This window comes from Micromonospora sp. DSM 45708 (assembly GCF_039566955.1).
Classification (GTDB): Bacteria; Actinomycetota; Actinomycetes; order Mycobacteriales; family Micromonosporaceae; genus Micromonospora.
Map to the genome: position 1 here is coordinate 413,986 of NZ_CP154796.1, position 19,211 is coordinate 433,196.

Here is a 19,211-nt window from a genome sequence, read left to right on the forward strand (position 1 = left end):
GGAGTCCCCATGCGTGACGTGGTCGAGATCGGGCTGGGCAAGACCGCGCAGCGCGGTTACCACCTGGACGACATCGCCATCGTGCCGAGCCGCCGCACCCGGGACGTCGACGACGTCTCCACCGCGTGGCAGCTCGACGCCTACCAGTTCGGCATCCCCTGCGTCGCGCACCCCTCGGACGCGACCATGAGCCCGGCCTCCGCGGTGCGCCTCGGCGAGCTGGGCGGCCTCGGTGTGCTCAACGTCGAGGGCCTCTGGACCCGCTACGAGAACCCGGCCAAGATCCTGGAGGAGCTGGCCGGCCTCGGCGAGGACGCCCGGGCCACCAAGCGGCTCCAGGAGGTCTACGCCGAGCCGATCCGCCCCGACCTGATCGCCGAGCGGGTCCGCGAGCTGCGGGCCGGCGGCGGCACGGTGGCCGTCCGGGTCTCGCCGCAGCACACCCTGGCGCTGGCCCCGGTGATCCTGGACGCCGGCGTGGACATCCTGGTCATCCAGGGCACGCTGGTATCCGCCGAGCACGTCTCCACCACCGACGAGCCGCTGAACCTCAAGGAGTTCATCGCCGACCTCGACCTGCCGGTCATCGTCGGTGGCTGCACCGACTACAAGACCGCGCTGCACCTGATGCGCACCGGCGCGGCCGGCGTGATCGTGGGCATCGGCGGCGACGACTGGTCGACCACCGAGTCGGTGCTCGGCATCCGGGTGCCGATGGCCACCGCGATCGCGGACGCCGCCGCGGCCCGCCGTGACTACCTGGACGAGACCGGTGGCCGGTACGTGCACCTGATCGCCGACGGCGACATGCAGACCTCCGGCGACATCGCCAAGGCGCTCGGCTGCGGCGCGGACGCCGTGATGCTCGGCGAGCCGCTCTCGCTCTGCGAGGAGGCCCCGGCCGGCGGCGCCTGGTGGCACTCCGCGGCCAGCCACCCGTCGCTGCCCCGGGGCGCGTTCGAGGTGGCCGGTGAGCCGATCGGCTCGATGGAGCGGCTGCTGTTCGGTCCGGCCGACGAGCCGGACGGCCAGCTCAACCTCTTCGGCGGCCTGCGCCGGGCGATGGCGAAGTGCGGCTACCGCGACCTCAAGGAGTTCCAGAAGGTCGGCCTGGTCCTGGACCGCTGAGCGGGCATCGCACGGCGGCGCGGGTGCGGGTTCCGGCCTCGCCCGCGCCGCCGCGCGTCTAGGCTCCCCCGGTGAGGCGGGGCGGCGGCGCGTGACCGGCGTGTGACCGGTGCTGGGTAGGCTGCCGCGGGCGAAGCGGCCCGCGGGCGGGGCCGCCGGACGGGGGCCCGGAAGGGATCGGAACGATGGCGCGGCGCGGCGGACGACGACGGCTCGGGCTGCTTGCCTGCGGGACGCTGCTGCTGGCCGGCTGCGGACCGGCCGAACCGGACCGGGGCGCCGCGACGACCGCACCCGGTCCCACGGCCGCCCGGAGCTTCGCGCCGGGCGCGGCCGGCGCCGGCGACCCCTACTTCCCGAGCTACGGCAACGGCGGCTACGACGTCGCGAACTACACGATCAAGGTGCGCTACGACCCGGACACCGACAAGCTCACCGGCACCACCACGGTGCGCGCCACCGCGACCGCCGACCTGTCCGCGTTCAACCTGGACCTGGCCGGGCTGACCGTCCGGTCGGTCACCGTGGACGGCGCCGCCGCCCGGCACGCCCGCACCGACGACGAGCTGGTCGTCACGCCGGCCACCGGGCTCACCGCCGGCAACGGCTTCGTCACCGAGATCCGGTACGACGGCAAGCCGACGGCGCTGCGCACCGAGGCGCTCGGCGAGGGCGGCTGGCTGCACACCGACGACGGGGCGATCGCGCTCGGCCAGCCGGAGTCGGCGAGCACCTGGTTCCCGGTCAACGACCACCCGTCGGACAAGGCCACCTACGAGGTCGAGATCACCGTGCCGAAGGGGCTGACGGCGGTCGGCAACGGCGTGCCGAAGGGTAGGTCGACGGCCGGCGACTGGACCACGTGGCGCTGGTCGGAGACCTCGCCGATGGCCAGTTACCTGACCACCGTGGCGATCGGGAAGTTCCGGGTCACCACCGCCGAGCACAAGGGCCGGCCGGTCTTCAGCGCGGTCACCACGCAACTGCCCGAGGGTGCGCCGGACCGTTCGATCGCCCGCACCGTCGAGGTCGCCGACTACCTGGAGAGCCTGTTCGGCCCGTACCCGTTCGACGCGTACGGGGGTGTGGTGGTCTCCGACTCCCGGATCCGGTACGCGCTGGAGACGCAGAGTCGGCCGGTCTACTCGGCCGGGTTCTTCCGGCAGGGCGACAACACCGACGTGGTGGCGCACGAGCTGGCCCACCAGTGGTACGGCGACAGCGTCTCCGTCCAGCGCTGGCAGGACATCTGGCTCAACGAGGGACTGGCCACGTACGCGGAGTGGCTCTGGGCCGAGCACAGCGGGTCCTCGACCGTGCAGCGCACGTTCGAGCAGAAGTACGCGGGCGCCTCCGCCCTGGTGTGGCGGACGCCGCCGGGCAAGCCGGGCGTGGAGAACCTGTTCGGCAGCTCGGTCTACGACCGCGGTGCGATGACCGTGCACGCCCTGCGGACCGCGGTGGGCGACACCGCGTTCTTCACCATCCTGCGGACGTGGGCGGCCGATCGGAAGAACGGCAACGCCACCACCGCGGACTTCGTGGCGCTGGCGGAGCGGGTGGCCGGCCGGCAGCTCGACAAGGTCTTCGACGCGTGGCTGTTCGGCACCGAGCGTCCGGCCATGCCGAAGGCCCGGTGAGCCACCTCAGGTCCTGACCCGCAGCGACGGGTGCGCGGACAGGAAGGCGTCGGCCCGGCCGCCGCGCAGCGCGGTGAGGAAGTCGCGGCCCAGCGGCTGGAGCTGTTCGCCGCGGTACGCGCCCCCGCTGCCCACCCCGGTGCCGGGGAGCCCGACCAGCGTGATCCGGTCCGCCGGCATCCCGCCCAGGGCGTACGCGAAGTCGACCAGCTTCCGGCCGCCGCCGACGTACACCAGGGTTTTGCCGAGCGCGGCGACGACCTGCTCGACCCGCTGCGGGTCGCGGGCCGTGCCCTGGTCGAGGAGTTTGCGGGCGAGCGCGCGGACGAGTTGCTGCTGGTGCCGCTGCCGGGTGTAGTCGCCGCCGGCGGTGTAGCGCTGCCGGGCGTAGTCGAGCGCCTGCCAGCCGACCAGGTGCCGGTCGCCCTTCTGGTAGATCATCTGCGGTCCGGTGTACCCGCCGCCGCCGAGCGGTCGCATCGTCCCGTCCGGGCGGCGGTGCCGGGAGGCGACCTTCTGGTCGACGTAGAGGTCGACGCCGCCGAGCGTGTCCACCAGCTTGTCGAAGCCGCCGAAGGTGATCACCGCGCCGGCGTCGACGCGCAGCCCGGTGTAGCGGGCGACCGTGGCGCGCAGCAGTTCGTAGCCCTGGGCGGTGCTCGGGTGGGCCTTGTCGCCGGGGACGCGGCTGCCGTAGCTCATCGCGTGGGTGAGTTTGGTCCGCCCGCCCGGGTAGCGGGCCTTCGGGTAGGCGGGGATGTCGACCACCAGGTCGCGGGGGAGCGAGAACAGGTAGGCCCGGTCCAGCCCGGCGGGCACGTGCAGCAGCAGCACGGCGTCGGCGTGCGGCTCCCAGCCGGGGATGCTGACCCGGGTGTCCACGCCGACGAGCATCAGGTTGAGCGGGCCGGTCAGGTCGGCGCCGGGCGGCGGGGTCGGGCTGGCGGTGGTCGGCGCGGGCGTGGGTGAGCCGGGTGGCGAGGTGGTCGGCGCGGCGGCGGGGGTCGGCGTGTGGTGCCCGGTCAGTCGGGTGGCCACCACCGCCCCACCGGCGACCAGCAGTGCCGCCACCAGGGCGGCCAGGCCCAGCAGGCGTCGTCTCGTCACGGCTGTTTCCTCTCCCCGTCGGATTCGACGCGTCCGGGGGTACCAGAGGTTGCACCGGCGGTCGAGCGCTCTGCATGATCTGCGAAAAACGCGTGCTGGCGCCATAGCTACCCGTCGGTAATGATGCGTTCATGCGCTACGACGTGGTCGTCATCGGTTCGGGCTTCGGCGGCAGCGTCACCGCGCTCCGGCTGGCCGAGAAGGGCTACTCGGTGGGTGTCCTGGAGGCCGGCCGTCGCTTCGCCGACGAGGAGTTCCCGCGTACCTCCTGGCAGGCCCGGCGGTTCCTGTGGGCGCCGCGACTCGGCTGCTTCGGCCTGCAACGGATCACGTTGCTCCGCTCCGCCGACCGGAAGGCCGGCGGCGGCGTGCTGGTGCTCTCCGGCGCCGGGGTGGGCGGCGGCTCACTGGTCTACGCGAACACGCTCTACGAGCCGCTTGACGCGTTCTACGCCGACCCGCAGTGGCGGGACATCACCGACTGGCGCGACGAGCTGGCCCGCCACTACGACCAGGCGAAGCGGATGCTCGGCGTCACCACGTACCCGGTCGACACCGGCGCGGACCGGGCCATGCGGGCGGTGGCCGAGCGGATGGGGGTGGCGCACACGTTCCACCCGACGCCGGTCGGCGTGCACATCGGTCGGCCGGGCCAGCGGGTGCCCGACCCGTACTTCGGTGGGGTGGGGCCGGAGCGCACCGGGTGCAGCCACTGCGGGTCGTGCATGACCGGCTGCCGGCACGGCGCCAAGAACACGTTGGTCAAGAACTACCTCTGGCTAGCCGAGCGGCTCGGCGTGCAGGTCCATCCGTTGACCACGGTGACCGCGGTGCGCCCCGACCCGGCCGGCGGCTACGCGGTGCACACCGCGCGCACCGGGGCCTGGCTGCGCAAGCGCCGCGCGGTGATCCACGCCGACCAGGTGGTCTTCGCCGCCGGCGCGCTCGGCACCCAGCGGCTGCTGCACGAGATGAAGGCGACCGGCGCGCTGCCGGCGCTCTCGCCCCGGCTGGGCGAGCTGACCCGGACCAACTCGGAGGCCATCCTCGGCGCCTCGGTGGGCTCCGGCGCGGCCCGGCGGCGTGGCCTGGACTTCTCCGCGGGGGTGGCGATCACCAGTTCGTTCCACCCCGATCCGCAGACGCACATCGAGCCGGTCCGCTACGGCAAGGGCTCCAACGCGATGGGCCTGCTCCAGTCGTTGCTCGTCGACGGCGGGCCGCACCGGGTCCGGCGGTGGCTGGGCAGCATCGTCCGGCAGCCGGGGCTGGCCGCCCGGATGCTCTCCGTCCGCGGCTGGTCCGAACGCACCGTGATCGCGCTGGTCATGCAGTCGGTCGACAACTCGCTGACCACCCGCTGGCGGGGTCGCCGGCTGGTCAGCGGGCCGGGTCACGGCGCGGCCAACCCGACCTGGATCCCGGCCGGCAACGAGGCGGTCCGGCTGCTCGCCGAGGAGATCGACGGCACGCCGGGCGGCGCGGTGACCGAGCCGTTCAACATCCCGATGACCGCGCACATCCTCGGCGGCGCGGTGATCGGCGCCACCCCGGCCGACGGCGTCGTCGACCCCTGGCACCGGGTGTACGGCCATCCGGGGCTGCACGTGGTGGACGGCGCGGCGGTCTCGGCCAACCTGGGCGTCAACCCGTCGCTGACGATCACCGCGCAGGCGGAGCGGGCCATGTCGTTCTGGCCGAACAAGGGCGACGCGGACCCGCGGCCGGCGCCGGGTTCGGCGTACACCCGGCTGGCCCCGGTCCCGCCGCGCAACCCGGCCGTCCCCCCGCACGCTCCCGCCGCGCTCAGGTGAAAGGAGGGGCCCTGTCAACGCCTCCGGTAGAGGCGGGGCCCCTTCTTGACACCCGGCGAGCGACGCGCCGCCGGGGCGCGTCCGCCGCGCCGGTGACTGTCGGTAGGCTTTGCGCACATGAGCACGCCTCGCCCCGTCCTCGTGGTGGACTTCGGAGCCCAGTACGCCCAGCTCATCGCGCGCCGCGTCCGGGAGGCGAGGGTCTACTCGGAGATCGTCCCGCATTCCATGCCGGTGTCCGAGATGCTGGCGAAGGATCCGGCCGCGATCATCCTCTCCGGTGGTCCGTCCAGCGTCTACGCCCCGGGCGCCCCGCAGATCGACGCCGGGATGTTCGACACCGACGTGCCGGTCTTCGGCATCTGCTACGGCTTCCAGGCGATGGCCCAGGCGCTCGGCGGCACGGTGTCGCGCACCGGCAACCGCGAGTACGGCGGCACCCCGCTGCGTCCGCGCCTGACCGAGCCCGGCGTGCTGCTGCGTGACCTGCCGGCGGACCTGCCGGTCTGGATGAGTCACGGTGACTGCGTGACCGAGGCGCCGGCCGGCTTCACGGTCACCGCCGAGTCGGCGGGCGCGCCGGTCGCCGCGTTCGAGGATCTGGCCGGCCGGCGGGCGGGCGTGCAGTTCCACCCCGAGGTGGGGCACACCGCGCACGGGCAGGAGATGCTGACCCGTTTCCTGTACGACATCGCCGGCGTGGCCCCGACCTGGACGCCGGAGAACATCATCGACGAGCAGGTCGCCCGGATCCGTGAGCAGGTCGGCGACAAGGAGGTCATCTGCGGGCTCTCCGGCGGGGTCGACTCGGCGGTCGCGGCGGCGCTGGTGCACCGGGCCGTGGGGGACCAGCTCACCTGCGTCTTCGTCGACCACGGGCTGCTGCGGGCCGGTGAGGCCGAGCAGGTGGAGAAGGACTACGTGGCGGCGACCGGCATCCGGCTCAAGGTGGTCGACGCGCGCGAGCGGTTCCTCGGCGCGCTCGCCGGGGTGACCGATCCGGAGCAGAAGCGCAAGATCATCGGTCGGGAGTTCATCCGGGTCTTCGAGGCCGCCGCCCGGGAGATCGCCGCGCACGGCGACGTCGAGTTCCTGGTGCAGGGCACGCTCTATCCGGACGTGGTGGAGTCCGGCGGCGGCACCGGCACCGCCAACATCAAGAGTCACCACAACGTCGGCGGCCTGCCCGAGGACCTGAAGTTCTCCCTGGTCGAGCCGCTGCGCACGCTGTTCAAGGACGAGGTCCGCACGATCGGCCTGGAGCTGGGGCTGCCCGAGGCGATGGTCTGGCGGCACCCGTTCCCCGGCCCGGGCCTGGCCATCCGGATCATCGGCGCGGTCGACGAGGAGCGTCTCGCCGTGCTCCGCAAGGCCGACCTGATCGCCCGGCAGGAGCTGACCGCCGCCGGCCTGGACCGGGGAGTCTGGCAGTTCCCGGTGGTGCTGCTGGCCGACGTCCGCAGCGTCGGCGTGCAGGGCGACGGGCGCACCTACGGGCATCCGGTGGTGCTGCGCCCGGTCTCCAGCGAGGACGCGATGACCGCCGACTGGTCCCGCCTGCCCTACGAGGTGGTGGCCCGGATCTCCACCCGGATCACCAACGAGGTCGCCGAGGTCAACCGCGTGGTGCTGGACGTGACCAGCAAGCCGCCGGGCACCATCGAGTGGGAGTGACGCCGGGTCAGGCGGCGGGCGGCGGCCCGGCCTGCGGCCCCGGCCCGGCCGGTGGGACCGGCGGCCAGCCCGGCGCGGTGCCCGGCGGGTGCGGCCAGGCGGGCGCGCCGGCCGGCTCCTCGGGCATCAGGAACCACATCACCGGGTACGCGAGCGCGGCCAGCCCGCCGGTGAGCACGGTGGTGACCGCGAAGGCCACCCGGACCAGGGTGGGGTCGATGGCGAAGTAGCGTCCGAGGCCACTGGCCACGCCGGCGATCATGCGGTCGCTCACCGGCCGGCGGAGCTGCTTGTACGGGGTCTGGAAGGGGTTCGTGGAGGTCATGTGTCCACGGTCCCGCGCGGTTCGACGATCGACCTCGGTGACCGCCCGGACACTTACCCTGACCCGTCCCTGAGGTGCCAGCCAAGAGTCAGGAATCTGACTCTTTTCGATGGAGGTAACGGCAGCCGGGGAGAATTTGCTTCCGTGACCACCTCGCTGGAGCCGCTGCGCAGGATCGCGGCATACGCAGTTTGTGCTGATTCGAACGGCCGAGTGTTGCTGGTCCGCGCATCGGAGCGCTCCGGCACCCCCGGCACCTGGTCGCTCCCCGGAGGGGCGGTCGACCACGGTGAGGACCCCAAACACACAGTCGTCCGGGAGACCGCGGCCGAGACCGGGCTCTCCGTCGCCGTCGCCGGCCTCCAGGACGTGCTGGCCGACATGCGGGCGCTGCCCGAGCGGCACATCACGATCCACACCGACCGCCTGCTCTACACCGTGTCGGTGCGGGGCGGGACGCTCACCGAACGGGTCGACCGCCCCACCGACCTGGCCCGCTGGTTCAGCCTCGACGAGGCCCGCGGGCTGCCGCTGCGGTCGTTCACCGCGCGTGCCCTCGGGCTGCCCACCTCCTCCCACGACGTGGTGCCGGAGGAGGTCCCCGAGTTCCCCTCGTTCTACGCCGTCCCCGGCCCGGACGGGCTGCACCGCGCGCAGCGCTTCGCCGCGTACGCGGTGGTGACCGACCCGGAGGAGCGGGTGCTGCTGACCCGCGTCTCCGACGGCTACCCGGGCGCCGGCTGCTGGCACCTGCCCGGCGGCGGCACCGACTACGGCGAACAGCCCGCCGCCGCGCTGATCCGGGAGCTGGTCGAGGAGACCGGGCAGACCGGCCGCCTGGTCGAGCTGCTCGGGGTGGCCAGCCACCGGGACGCCGCCTCGCTCGGCCCGGAGGGCTACCCGATCGACTGGCACGGCGTCCGCGCCTTCTACCGGGTGGTCGTGGACCAGCCCGCCCCGCCCACCGTGGCGGACGTCGGCGGCTCCACGTGCGAGGCCCGCTGGTTCCGGCGCGAGGAACTCGGCGCCCTCCCCACCGACCGCCTCACCGAGGTGACGGCCGAAGCCGTCCAGGCCGCCCACCTTCTCTGACCCCCCGCGTCGGTGATCATGAGGTTGGCGGGACGAAATGTCCGTCCCGGGACCGCTAACCTCATGATCGACGCGGGAATGGGCCGGGGAGGGGTGCGGGTGGAGCGGTGGCGGCGGGTGGGGGCGTACGGGGTTCTTCGGGACGGGGCGGGGCGGGTGCTGCTGGCGCGGGGGGCGGCCGGGGGCCCGTACCCGGAGGTGTGGCAGTTGCCCGGCGGTGCGGTCGAGCACGCCGAGCACCCGGCCGACGCCGTGGTGCGCGGGTTCGCCGCGGAGACCGGGCTGACCGTGGCGGTCGGCGCGGTCCGCGCCGCGGTCGCCGACGTGGCCGTCTTCCGCGCCGACGCGGTGGCGGTGCACACCGACCGGCTGGTGTTCGAGGTCGAGGGCCGGGGCGGACGGTCGCGGCCCGAGCCGGCCGGCGGCAGCGACGAGCTGGGCTGGTTCACCCCGGACGAGGCCACGGACCGGCTGCTGATGCCGTTCACCGCCGAACTGCTCGGCCTGCCCGTGTCGCCGCTGCCGGCCGACCTGCCCCGGGTGCCGCCGGCCGCGCCGGCCACCGACCGCAGGCAGCGTTTCGCCGCGTACGGGCTGGTCACCGACCCGGACGACCGGGTGCTGCTCACCATGATCGCCCCCGGCTATCCGGGCGCCGGCAGGTGGCACCTGCCCGGCGGCGGCACCGACCACGGCGAGCAGCCGGCCGCCGGGCTGCTCCGCGAGCTGGTCGAGGAGGCCGGTCAACTGGGCCGGGTGGTCGAGCTGCTGGCGGTGGACAACCTGCACACGCCCGCCGCGCTCGGTCCGGAGGGCCGCCCGCTGGACTGGCACGGCATCCGGGTGATCTACCGGGTCCGGGTGGACGCGCCGACCGAGGCGGTGGTGACCGAACTGGCCGGCGGATCGACCGCCCGGGCCGCCTGGTTCACCCGACCGCAGGTGGCCGGTCTGTCGATGACCGAGGTGGCGGTCCGGGCCACCGGGCGACGGGTGAGCTGAACCGCTCACCGAGCCGCCCTGGGCCACCTCCGGTACAGTCAGGAGGTGGGATGACGGAGAGAAAAGGGCGTTGCGGCCCGAGATGGGAATAACTGAGCGGTTCGTGCGGTTGAGGCAGATATAAGTACTGCCGGCAGCTATCGCCAAGCCCCCGTCCCCTGTGCAATGGTGTACTCCGCAAATGGGCTGCCGGGCCCGAAAGGTCCGGCACGAGACAGCCGGACACCCGTCCCGACGTGGGCGGCCAGCCGATCCGGTGATGGAGGAAACGTGCCGAGAGCCCCATGGCGCCGGCGTCGTACGACTGACAGTCCGCGCCCCGCAGGGCGTCGCTGGGCGGGCCGGTTGCGCCGCAGCAGCACGTTCGCCCGCCAGGTGCTGCTCGTCCGGGTGGGCCGCCGGGACGGCCTGACCGGCCCCGGGACCGACCTGGTCACCCCCGACCGCCGCTACGCCGACCGCCAGCGCCTCCGCTACGGCCGGTTCGACGCCGACGTCGAAGCGGTACGCCCGATCAGCCCGGCGCTCCCGATGAGCGCGCCGGTCGACGAGTCCCCCGCGATGTCGATCCCGCTGCTGCCGGGAGAGCGCACCGCCGCCCGGCGGGCCAAGTTCGCGCTCGTCAACGCGTGCACCCTGAGCAGCCTCATGCTCGGCATGCTGGCCATCTTCCTGGCCATGCAGGGTGAGGTGCGGATCGCCGCGGTCTGCCTGATCGCGTGCGTCGCGTTCGACGGCCTCGACGGCGCCCTGGCCCGCAAGCTCGGTGTGGCCAGCCCGTTCGGCGCGCAGATGGACTCGCTGGCCGACATGTGCTCGTTCGGCCTCGCCGCGCCGGTGGTGGTCTACGCCTCGCTGGCCGGCTCGGTGCCGCCGGCCGCCGCCGCGGTCGCCTGTGCCCTGGTCGCGGCATGCGCGGCCATCCGGCTCGCCCGGTTCAACGTCTCGCCGAAGGACGGCCGGTTCTTCTGCGGCGTGCCGACCACCATGGCGGCGATGGTGCTCGCCCTGACCGTGGCGATCGGCGTGCCGGTCCCCGGCCTGGTCATGGTCGCCGGCGTGGCGCTGCTCGCCTTCGCGATGGTGTCCAGCTTCCCTTACGCCAAGCTCGCCCGGCTGGTGAAGCTGCCGCCGTGGCTCTGGGTGGCCCCGGTGGTCGGCGCGCTCGTCGACATCCGGCTCACGTTCGCCCTCGTGGTGGTGGGCTACCTGGCCAGCGGCCCGCTGCTCTGGCTGCACCAGCGCCGCGCCGCCTGAGGCGCGTCACGTAACGACGAAAAGGGGCGCCGCTCGCGAGAGCGGCGCCCCTTTTGCATACCCTCCGGCGGGTCAGCGCCAGCGGGCGATGACCGTCGACCCGCCGATCACCTTGTCGCCGGGGCCGACCAGCGGGTCCGCGGCGTCGACCGGCAGGTAGATGTCGGTACGCGAGCCGAACCGGATCAGGCCGAAGCGCTCGCCCCTCGCCAGCAGCGAGCCGACCGGCGCCCGCTGCACGATGCGGCGCGCGATCAGGCCGGTGCGCTGGGCCACGACCACCGTGCCGTGGTCGGTGTCCAGCACCGTGTACGCCGCCACGTTGTGCTCGGCGTCCGGCTTCATCGCGTTGACGAAACCACCGTCGGCGACGAAGTAGTCGACCACCTTGCCGGCCACCGGAGCACGGTTGACGTGCACGTCCAGCACCGACAGGAAGACCGCGACCCGCAGCCACTCGCCGTCGCCGAAACGCTCGTCGGTGAGCCGCTGCACGGACAGGACCCGGCCGTCCGCGGACGCGACCACGGCCGACGGGTCCTCCGGGACGTCCCGCTGCGGGTCCCGGAAGAACGCGGCCACCGGGGCCGCGGCCAGCGCCGGCACCAGCCAGAGCTTGGACTTCGGCCGGGCGGCCCGGGTCAGGGCGGCCAGGCCGAGCGTGATGCCGGCGGCGGCCACCCCGTTGGAGTCGATGTGCATCTGCCGGGTCACCGGCACGCTCGACGGCCGGTACGCCGGCGACAGCGAGGCCGCCAGCGCGGCCGGCGCCGGGGTGAAGCGCAGGTGGTGCACGCGGACCGGCGGGGAGTTGCGCAGCACCACGTCGGTGCGGACGCCGTGCAGCACACCCTGCCGGTCCAGCTCGGGGCCGGCGCCCTCGGTGCGGAACAGCGGCGCGGCGACGCTGAGCACCGCGCCGTCGGCCAGGTACTTGGACAGGCCGTCCACCGCGGCACGGGCCTCCTCGGCGGTGCCGGTGAACGGCTCGGCGACGATCACCGCCGCCGCGGCGTCCGCCTCGGCGAGCGTGTCGACCACGCGTACCCGCTCGGCGACCCAGTGGCTCTGGGCCGTCACGTGCTCGCGAAGCGCCGCCGCCGCGGCGCCCTCCGCCGGCGCCACGACCAGCCGGTCGCCCGGGAGCAGCGCCTCGATCGCCGCGGCCAGCACCGCGGACTCCGGGGTCGCGCCGACCAGCAGGCCGGTCTTCGGGTCGTTGCGCCGGGCGAACTCGCTGACGAGCGTACGGGCGGCGCGCTCGCCGATGCGGACCGCACCGGACGGACCGGTGACGCGCACGGCGGGGGACTGGGTCATGTCGGACGAGCTCCTGACGCGGTAGAGACGGACGGGGACCGCTACGGCGACGCGACCGGCCGGCCGGGGCGGAACGGGGAGCGCCGGGCGTGGTCGGGGGCGGCCCGGACCGGACGGCGGAGGCGAGATCTCCCTCGACCCAGCATAGGCCGCGCGAACGGGCCGCCGCACCGGCGCGGTCAGGCCGGTGGCTCCCCGGGGGTACGCCGCCCGGCCGGTGGCGCGACGGTCCCCGGGTCGACCGCGGGCAGCTCGCGGGTGTCCGGCCCGGACCGGTCCTCGCGGGCCGACGCCGGCACGTCGGTCACCGCGCCGGTGGGCCACTCGTCCACCCCGTCCGGGGTCGCGGCGTCGCCGGCCGGCGTGCCGTCGCGGTACGGCGCGGCCACTGTCGCGTCCGCCCCGCCCGGCTGGTCGGGCTGGTCGGGCTGGTCCGGCGACGCCGGCTGGTCCGGGCCGCGGACCGAGCGCAGCGCGCCGACCAGGCCGAGCAACCCGATCACGACCAGCCCGCCGGCCAGGAACCAGCCCACCGGCGGCACGTCCAGCCCGAGGATCCGGGCCAGCAGCCACCAGAGGGCGAGCCCGAGAAAGACGAGTCCGAACGCGAACGACACGATGTCCGTACGGTGGGCCTTCACCGGGTCACCTCCAGATTGCCGGCGTTCACGTGGACGTAGAGGCGCAGCTTGCCCCCGCCGGGGCCGTCCGCGCCGGCGTCGGTGCTCTCCCAGCGGCGACCGCTGAGCCCGCCGGTGTGCCGGCCGAAGACGGAGGCGTCACCGGCGTTCACATCGGCCACCGTGGTCACGTCGACGTCCGGCGGTACGACCACCGTCGCGTTGCCGAGGTTCACGTCGACGGTCACCTGGATGTCCTGCGCGTCGAAGTCGATCGCCCGCAGGTCGAGCACCGCGTCGCCGAGGTTGTTCTCGTACCGGTCGGCCAGGTCGCGGCGGTCGGTCGGCGCCCAGGTGACGTTGCCGTCGATGCCGCGTACCCGGTCGTAGGACTCGGCGACGGTCGCGACGCCGAGCGCCGCCGCCGTCACCAGACCGAGAGCGATCAGCCAGCGGGCCCGGCCGAACCAGGTGCCCACGAGCAGTCCGAGGCCGATGGTGGCCAGTGCCGCGGCGAAGTAGCCGGCCGCGCCGACCGGGAACACGTCGAGCAGGTCGAGCATCGCCACCAGGCCCAGCGCCAGGAAGATCAGCGAGAACGTGATGGCACCGAGCGGGGAGCGTTCCCTGGGCCGCTTCGGCGGCCGGGGCGGCGGGACCGGCACCGGCGCGGGGGGCGACCCGGCGTACGGGCCGTGCGGGGCGAACGGCGGTCGGTAGCCGCCCGGCGGCAGCGGCGCGCCCATCGGGGCGGGCGGGGGCACGGCGGCCGGTTCGCCGAGTGGCGCGCCGGTGGTCGGCGCGGTGGGCCAGGCCGGGGCCGCGCCGAAGGTCGGCCCGGTGCCGGTGTCGCCGGCCGGCGAGGTCACCGCGGGCATCGCGGCGGTCACCGGCTCGGGCCGGACCGGGCGGGTGCCGGCCGCGGCGGGCCAACCCGGGGCGGGCAGCGGCGTGGCCGGGTAGCCGGTCCCGGCCGGTGCGGGCGGGTAGCCGGGCTCGGTGTGGCCGGCCGGCGCGGGCGAACGGGCCGGCCCGGTGCCGGTGGGCGGTGCGGGCGGGTAGCCGGAGACGGGCGCGGCGGCGGGCCATCCCGGTGACGGGACCCCGACCGGTTCGTCGGGTCGGGACGAGGCGCCGGCCCCGGTCGGCGGCGCGTACCCGGCGGGTCCGCCGGGCCACGGCGACGCGGGCCGCGCCGGTCCGGCTCCGGCGGGCGGGCCGGCCCAGGCCGCGGTCGGTGGCGCGGGGAACGGCCCGGCCGTCGGCGGCACCGGACCGGGGTACGTGCCGGCCCGGGACGCGGGCCCGCGCTGGTCCCGGTTGAGCATCAGCGCGCCACCGATCAGGATCACCGCGCCGAGCAGGATGGCCCGGAAGCCGTCGGTGACGACGTACGCGAAGCCGACCGCGACCACGATGCCGAGCACGATGACGGTGACCGGGGACATGCTGGAGCGGCCCCGGCCGAGCATCGACTCCACGGGGGAGGCGGTGTCGCCCTCCCCGGGGATGATCAGCCACGCGGCGACGTAGACCAGGATGCCGATGCCGCCGAAGAAGCCGAGCACGGCCAGCAGGACGCGCCACAGCACCGGGTCGGTGTTCGTGGCCCGGCCGATCGCGGCACACACCCCGGCCAGGTAGCGGCCCTCCCGGGGGCGGACCAGCCCGTACCGGGTGGTGAAGCCGGCGGCGCCGGGCGGCGGGGCGTACCCGCCGGGGGGTGGCTCGGCGAACGGCGCGCCGCCGCCGGGCGGCGGGGTCGCGTCGTCGTCGGTGGGGGCCGTCCCCGGCGGGGGCGGCGGTGGGTCGTCCTGTGCTGCCGCCCAGGGGCGGGGCGGACGGGCAGCGTCCTCGGTCATGCCTCCGATAGTGCTGCCCCGGCCGCCCGGACGGCCTCAGGAACCGACCCTGACCCCACCCTGAGATCCTCCGGCGGTGAATGTCCGGGGCGTCCCCGTGGTCCGGGGCGTTCCCGTCGTGTGACGATCGGGACGCCGGCCGCCGCCGGCACCTCCGCACCGACCCGGGAGCCTCCGATCAGCAGCACCGTCACGCCGCACCCCCCGCGCCTCTACCGGGCCACCGAGCACCGGTTGGCCGCCGGGGTGGCCGCCGGCATCGCCGAGCACCTGGGCATCCCGGTGCTCCGGGTCCGGGTGGCGTTCATGGTGCTGCTCGGGCTGAGCGGGCTCGGGCTGCTGCTCTACGCCGCCTTCTGGGCGGTGGTCCCGCCCCGGCCCGGCGACACCGCCGCGCCGCCGCGCCGCGACCTCGCCCAGTTGCTGCCGTTCGTGGTGATCGGGCTGGGCGTGCTGCTGCTCCAGGTGGTCGCGTTCGACTCGGTCGGGGCGGCCGGCACCGCCGGCTGGCTGGTGGCGATCATCGCGGTCGGCGCCGGTGTCATCTGGCACCAGTCCGGGCCGGAGCGCCGCCGGCAGTGGGGCGACTCGGCGGTGCCCTGGCTGGGCGCGGTGGTGGAGGAGAGCGACCGGCGGGCGTTCGTGCTCCGCTTCATCGGCGGTGGCGTGCTCGTCGCGGTCGGCATCATCGGCGTGGCCGCGGTCTACTCGCCGGCGCAGAACTTCGACGCGGTGCTCAACGGCGTCATCTTCGCGCTGGTCGGGCTGGCCGGCGTGGGCGTGGTGACCGGCCCCGTGCTGTGGCGCACCTGGACCCAGCTCCGGTCGGAGCGGGAGGGGCGCATCCGCGAGCAGGAGCGCGCCGAGCTGGCCGCCATGGTGCACGACCAGGTGCTGCACACGCTCGCTCTGATCCAGCGCAACGCCAGCGACGTCAAGACCGTGCAGCGGCTGGCCCGGGGCCAGGAGCGCTCGCTGCGCAACTGGCTCTACAAACCGGCCGCGTCGCCGACCGAGCGTTTCGCGGCGGCGCTGGAGCAGGCCGCCGCCGAGGTGGAGGACACGTTCGCCATCACGGTCGAGGCGGTGGTGGTCGGCGACCGGGAGACCGACGAGCGGGTCGGCGCGCTGGTCGCGGCCACCCGGGAGGCGCTGGTCAACGCGGCCCGGCACGCCGGGGTGCAGACCGTCTCGCTCTACGCCGAGGTGGAGCCGGAGCAGGTGAGCGCGTTCGTGCGGGACCGGGGCAAGGGCTTCGACCCGGATACGGTGGAGAATCACCGGCACGGCGTCCGGGGCTCGATCATCGGACGGATGAAGCGGCACGGCGGCCGGGCGGAGATCCGGTCCGAGCCGGGAGAGGGCACGGAGGTCCGGCTGATCCTGCCGATCAGCGGCTCCGGCTCCGGTTCCGGCTCCACGGCGGAAAGGGACAGGTGACCATGTCGGAGCAGGAACCGGTCGAGGGCGCGGCGCCGCGAGGGCCGCTGCGGGTGTTCCTCGTCGACGACCATGCCATGTTCCGGGCCGGCGTCCGTGCCGAGCTGGGCACCCGGGTCGAGGTCGTGGGCGAGGCCAGTTCGGTGGCGGAGGCGGTGGCCCGGATCGCGGCCACCCAGCCGGACGTGGTGCTGCTGGACGTGCACATGCCGGACGGCGGTGGCCGCGCCGTGCTGGAGGCGATGCGGCGTACCCACCCGCAGGTGAAGTTCCTGGCGTTGAGCGTGTCCGACGCGGCCGAGGACGTGATCGGGCTGATCCGGGCGGGTGCCCGGGGGTACGTGACGAAGACCATCTCGCCGGAGGAGCTGACCGACGCGATCCGCCGGGTGGCCGACGGGGACGCGGTGTTCAGCCCGCGGCTGGCCGGGTTCGTGCTGGACGCGTTCGCGTCCCGGCCGGACGCGCCGGTCGCCGACCCCGAGCTGGATCAGCTCACCAACCGGGAGCGCGAGGTGCTGCGGCTGCTCGCCCGGGGGTACGCGTACAAGGAGATCGCCAAGGAGCTGTTCATCTCCATCAAGACGGTGGAGACGCACGTCTCCAACGTGTTGCGCAAGCTCCAGATGTCGAACCGGTACGAGCTGTCCCGCTGGGCCGCCGACCGCCGGCTGGTCTGACCGCCGGCGCCCTCGTCCACCCGGTCGGCGGGGGTGCCCGCACAGTCGACGACGACCTCAGCCGTACGGGTAAAAACTGCGCGTACCCGGCGCTCGTCCGGAGGTCCCACCGGGGGGCGCGGCGCGCTCACGGCACCGGACGCATGGGGTGGTCTGGATCGGTGTGGACACGTCTTGCCTGTTCGGAGCCCTGCGATCCGCGCCGTTTGTGATCTTTTCTCAAGTATCGGCAACGTGGCGGGCAACTAACGGCTTGATAACGGCACCTTCACGGAAAGGGCCGGTGGGTGTCACAGTGGCAGCACCTCACCCCCCGGTGTGAGGCATCTCGTCGGGCCCGCCGACCACGGAACGCCGCAACCGCGTCGCCCCGTGGTGTCGATCCTGCGTGATGTCCTCGTCGAAGGGTGTGGCGCCCGGCGGATCGGTACCCCAGGGGTGTCCCGATTTCCTCTGCGGTAAACCGGCGGCCTGTGGTTCGGGTCGTCGGCGGTGTCACCCCCCACACGTGCGTGAAACCCACGACGGAACCAGGTTAGAAAGAGGAGGCCCCTCGCAATGAGAGTCTCGAAGCGGGCGAGCGGCGCGCTCGCGGTGGGCGCGGCATTCGCGCTCGTCGCGTCCGGCTGCTCCAGCGGGAACAACGACGGTGGCGACGCCGGCGCGAGCAAGGACGGCGCCATCGTCATCGACGGCACCCAGCCGGAGAACCCGCTGGTTCCCTCGAACACCACCGAGACCGGTGGCGGCAAGATCATCGACTGGGTCTGGAGCGGCCTGGTCGAGTACCCCAACAACGGTGGGGCGCCGCAGAACCTGCTTGCCGAGTCGATCGACACGAGCGACTCGAAGGTCTTCAAGATCAAGATCAAGCAGAACACCAAGTTCCACGACGGCACCACGGTCAAGGCCGAGAGCTTCGTCAAGGCCTGGAACTGGGCGGCCTACGGCCCGAACGGCGCGCAGAACGCCTCCTTCTTCTCCGACATCCAGGGCTTCGGCGACGTCTACACCGAGGACCCGGACGGCCCGGACGGCCCGAAGAAGGCCCCGGAGCCGAAGCTCAAGGAGATGTCCGGCCTCAAGGTCGTCGACGACTGGAACTTCGAGGTCACGCTCGCCGCGCCGACCGCCGTGTTCCCGACCAAGCTCGGCTACAGCGCCTTCATGCCGCTGCCGGACGCGTTCTTCGCCACCACCCCGGCGGAGTTCGGCAAGAAGCCGATCGGTAACGGCCCGGTCAAGCTCGTCTCCTGGCAGGACGATGTCGAGATCAAGCTGACCCGCTTCGACGACTACAGCCTGCGCGACAAGATGAAGATCAAGGACGTCACCGTCAAGATCTACCAGGACGACACGGCGGCCTACAACGACCTGCTCGCCAACAACCTGGACTTCCAGCAGCAGGTTCCGGTCTCGTCGCTGGCCGGTGACAAGTGGAAGACCGACCTGGGCGAGCGCGCGATCCAGACGACGGTCCCGTCGACCGGCATCATCGCCTTCCCGATCTACGACAAGCGCTTCACCAACCCGAAGCTGCGCAAGGCGATCTCGCTGTCCATCGACCGGCAGGCCGTCACCGACAAGATCTTCTTCGGTAACCGCAAGCCGGCCGACAGCTGGGCCAACCCGCTGACCCCGGGCGCCGAGCCGGGCAACTGCACCGCCTGCAAGTTCGACGTGGCGCAGGCCAAGCAGCTCCTCCAGGAGGCCGGTGGCTTCCAGGGCAAGCTGACCCTGTCCTACAACGCGGACGCCAGCCACAAGGAGTGGATGGAGGCCGTCGCCCAGCAGATCAAGACCAACCTGGGCATCGACGCGGTCGCCGTCGGCGTGCCGACCTTCGCGGTCTTCCGTGCCAACATCAACAACTACAAGATGACCGGCATGTACCGCGCCGGCTGGCAGCAGGACTACCCGGACGTCGAGAACTGGATCAACCCGCTCTACGTGACCGGCGGTTCCTCGAACGACGGCAAGTACAGCAACCCGCAGGTGGACGCCCTCGCCAAGGAGGCCTCCGCGGCCCCCAGCATCGAGGAGGCCCACAAGAAGTTCGCCGAGGCCGTCAAGCTGATCGACCAGGACGTCCCGACGATCCCGATCTACTTCAGCGGCGAGCAGTCCGGCCACTCGGAGAAGATCAAGAAGCTGGAGCTGACCAACGTCGGCGAGCTCGACATCACCTCGGTCGAACTCTGATCCGAACGGTCTGACCCCGGGTCGGGCTCGCCTACCGGTGAGCCCGGC

The 19,211-nt window shown here is 73.6% G+C and carries 15 protein-coding genes; 10 read left to right on the forward strand and 5 right to left on the reverse strand.

All coding sequences use genetic code 11. The features are described 5' to 3' along the window. The first annotated feature begins 9 nt into the window (after window positions 1-9). Both VKK44_RS02095 and VKK44_RS02100 read left to right on the forward strand, forming a co-directional pair. Complete coding sequence (locus VKK44_RS02095; RefSeq protein WP_343445157.1) at window positions 10-1,128, forward strand: GuaB3 family IMP dehydrogenase-related protein; 1,119 nt, start codon at window positions 10-12, stop codon at window positions 1,126-1,128. A gap of 185 nt (window positions 1,129-1,313) precedes the next feature. Then, entirely contained in the window at window positions 1,314-2,768 is a 1,455-nt protein-coding gene (locus tag VKK44_RS02100; protein ID WP_343445158.1) for a M1 family metallopeptidase, read from the forward strand. A gap of 6 nt (window positions 2,769-2,774) precedes the next feature. On the opposite strand, the gene VKK44_RS02105 is transcribed toward VKK44_RS02100, so the two are convergent. Beyond that, window positions 2,775-3,875, reverse strand: coding sequence for an LCP family protein (locus VKK44_RS02105; RefSeq protein ID WP_343445159.1), 1,101 nt, complete (start codon window positions 3,873-3,875; stop codon window positions 2,775-2,777). A gap of 131 nt (window positions 3,876-4,006) precedes the next feature. On the opposite strand from VKK44_RS02105, the gene VKK44_RS02110 reads away from it, so the two are divergent. Further along, the gene (locus tag VKK44_RS02110; RefSeq protein ID WP_343445160.1) at window positions 4,007-5,689 is read left to right on the forward strand and encodes a GMC family oxidoreductase; all 1,683 of its coding nucleotides are present in this window, start codon (window positions 4,007-4,009) and stop codon (window positions 5,687-5,689) included. Between the two features lie 117 nt (window positions 5,690-5,806). After that, window positions 5,807-7,363: a glutamine-hydrolyzing GMP synthase gene (guaA, locus tag VKK44_RS02115; protein ID WP_343445161.1), complete on the forward strand. Its 1,557-nt coding sequence runs from the start codon at window positions 5,807-5,809 to the stop codon at window positions 7,361-7,363. Window positions 7,364-7,370: 7 nt separating this feature from the next. On the opposite strand, the gene VKK44_RS02120 is transcribed toward guaA, so the two are convergent. Further along, on the reverse strand, window positions 7,371-7,688 hold the full coding sequence (locus VKK44_RS02120) for a PspC domain-containing protein (RefSeq protein ID WP_343445162.1): 318 nt from the start codon (window positions 7,686-7,688) through the stop codon (window positions 7,371-7,373). 144 nt (window positions 7,689-7,832) lie between these two features. Here VKK44_RS02120 and VKK44_RS02125 point away from each other — a divergent pair, with 144 nt between their 5' ends. The 3 genes from VKK44_RS02125 (at window position 7,833) to VKK44_RS02135 (ending at window position 11,039) form a co-directional block, all read left to right on the forward strand. Beyond that, entirely contained in the window at window positions 7,833-8,780 is a 948-nt protein-coding gene (locus VKK44_RS02125; protein ID WP_343445163.1) for an NUDIX hydrolase, read from the forward strand. Window positions 8,781-8,843: 63 nt separating this feature from the next. Next, window positions 8,844-9,782: an NUDIX hydrolase gene (locus VKK44_RS02130; protein WP_343445164.1), complete on the forward strand. Its 939-nt coding sequence runs from the start codon at window positions 8,844-8,846 to the stop codon at window positions 9,780-9,782. 345 nt (window positions 9,783-10,127) lie between these two features. Continuing rightward, window positions 10,128-11,039, forward strand: a complete 912-nt coding sequence (locus VKK44_RS02135) for a CDP-alcohol phosphatidyltransferase family protein (protein WP_343445165.1) — start codon at window positions 10,128-10,130, stop codon at window positions 11,037-11,039. A 72-nt stretch (window positions 11,040-11,111) separates the two neighbouring features. Here VKK44_RS02135 and VKK44_RS02140 read toward each other — a convergent pair whose 3' ends face one another. From VKK44_RS02140 to VKK44_RS02150, 3 genes are all read right to left on the reverse strand, one after another. Beyond that, window positions 11,112-12,359 (reverse strand): phosphatidylserine decarboxylase, encoded by a 1,248-nt coding sequence (locus tag VKK44_RS02140; protein WP_343445166.1) that lies wholly within the window; start codon window positions 12,357-12,359, stop codon window positions 11,112-11,114. Between the two features lie 179 nt (window positions 12,360-12,538). Beyond that, a complete protein-coding gene (locus tag VKK44_RS02145; RefSeq protein ID WP_343447980.1) occupies window positions 12,539-13,000 on the reverse strand; it encodes a hypothetical protein in 462 nt (153 codons plus the stop codon). Beyond that, window positions 12,997-14,841: a PspC domain-containing protein gene (locus tag VKK44_RS02150; RefSeq protein ID WP_343445167.1), complete on the reverse strand. Its 1,845-nt coding sequence runs from the start codon at window positions 14,839-14,841 to the stop codon at window positions 12,997-12,999. The genes VKK44_RS02145 and VKK44_RS02150 overlap by 4 nt, the downstream gene beginning before the upstream one ends. Window positions 14,842-15,018: 177 nt before the next feature. On the opposite strand from VKK44_RS02150, the gene VKK44_RS02155 reads away from it, so the two are divergent. The 3 genes from VKK44_RS02155 to VKK44_RS02165 all read left to right on the forward strand — a co-directional run bounded on the left by VKK44_RS02155 (window position 15,019) and on the right by VKK44_RS02165 (window position 19,163). Beyond that, complete coding sequence (locus tag VKK44_RS02155) at window positions 15,019-16,281, forward strand: PspC domain-containing protein (protein WP_343447627.1); 1,263 nt, start codon at window positions 15,019-15,021, stop codon at window positions 16,279-16,281. A 2-nt stretch (window positions 16,282-16,283) separates the two neighbouring features. Next, window positions 16,284-16,961 carry a response regulator transcription factor gene (locus tag VKK44_RS02160; protein WP_343445168.1) on the forward strand — a complete coding sequence of 226 codons (678 nt, stop codon included), beginning with the start codon at window positions 16,284-16,286 and terminating at the stop codon, window positions 16,959-16,961. 558 nt (window positions 16,962-17,519) lie between these two features. Further along, complete coding sequence (locus VKK44_RS02165) at window positions 17,520-19,163, forward strand: peptide ABC transporter substrate-binding protein (RefSeq protein WP_343445169.1); 1,644 nt, start codon at window positions 17,520-17,522, stop codon at window positions 19,161-19,163. Window positions 19,164-19,211 lie beyond the last annotated feature (48 nt).

Excerpts from the sequence above, each read along its gene's own strand:
- VKK44_RS02130 (WP_343445164.1), top strand. The coding sequence starts at position 8,844 with ATGATCGACGCGGGAATGGGCCGGGGAGGGGTGCGGGTGGAGCGGTGG.
- VKK44_RS02110 (WP_343445160.1), top strand. The coding sequence starts at position 4,007 with ATGCGCTACGACGTGGTCGTCATCGGTTCGGGCTTCGGCGGCAGCGTC.
- VKK44_RS02150 (WP_343445167.1), bottom strand. The coding sequence starts at position 14,841 with ATGACCGAGGACGCTGCCCGTCCGCCCCGCCCCTGGGCGGCAGCACAG.
- guaA (WP_343445161.1), top strand. The coding sequence starts at position 5,807 with ATGAGCACGCCTCGCCCCGTCCTCGTGGTGGACTTCGGAGCCCAGTAC.
- VKK44_RS02140 (WP_343445166.1), bottom strand. The coding sequence starts at position 12,359 with ATGACCCAGTCCCCCGCCGTGCGCGTCACCGGTCCGTCCGGTGCGGTC.
- VKK44_RS02165 (WP_343445169.1), top strand. The coding sequence starts at position 17,520 with ATGAGAGTCTCGAAGCGGGCGAGCGGCGCGCTCGCGGTGGGCGCGGCA.
- VKK44_RS02100 (WP_343445158.1), top strand. The coding sequence starts at position 1,314 with ATGGCGCGGCGCGGCGGACGACGACGGCTCGGGCTGCTTGCCTGCGGG.
- VKK44_RS02120 (WP_343445162.1), bottom strand. The coding sequence starts at position 7,688 with ATGACCTCCACGAACCCCTTCCAGACCCCGTACAAGCAGCTCCGCCGG.
- VKK44_RS02160 (WP_343445168.1), top strand. The coding sequence starts at position 16,284 with ATGTCGGAGCAGGAACCGGTCGAGGGCGCGGCGCCGCGAGGGCCGCTG.
- VKK44_RS02095 (WP_343445157.1), top strand. The coding sequence starts at position 10 with ATGCGTGACGTGGTCGAGATCGGGCTGGGCAAGACCGCGCAGCGCGGT.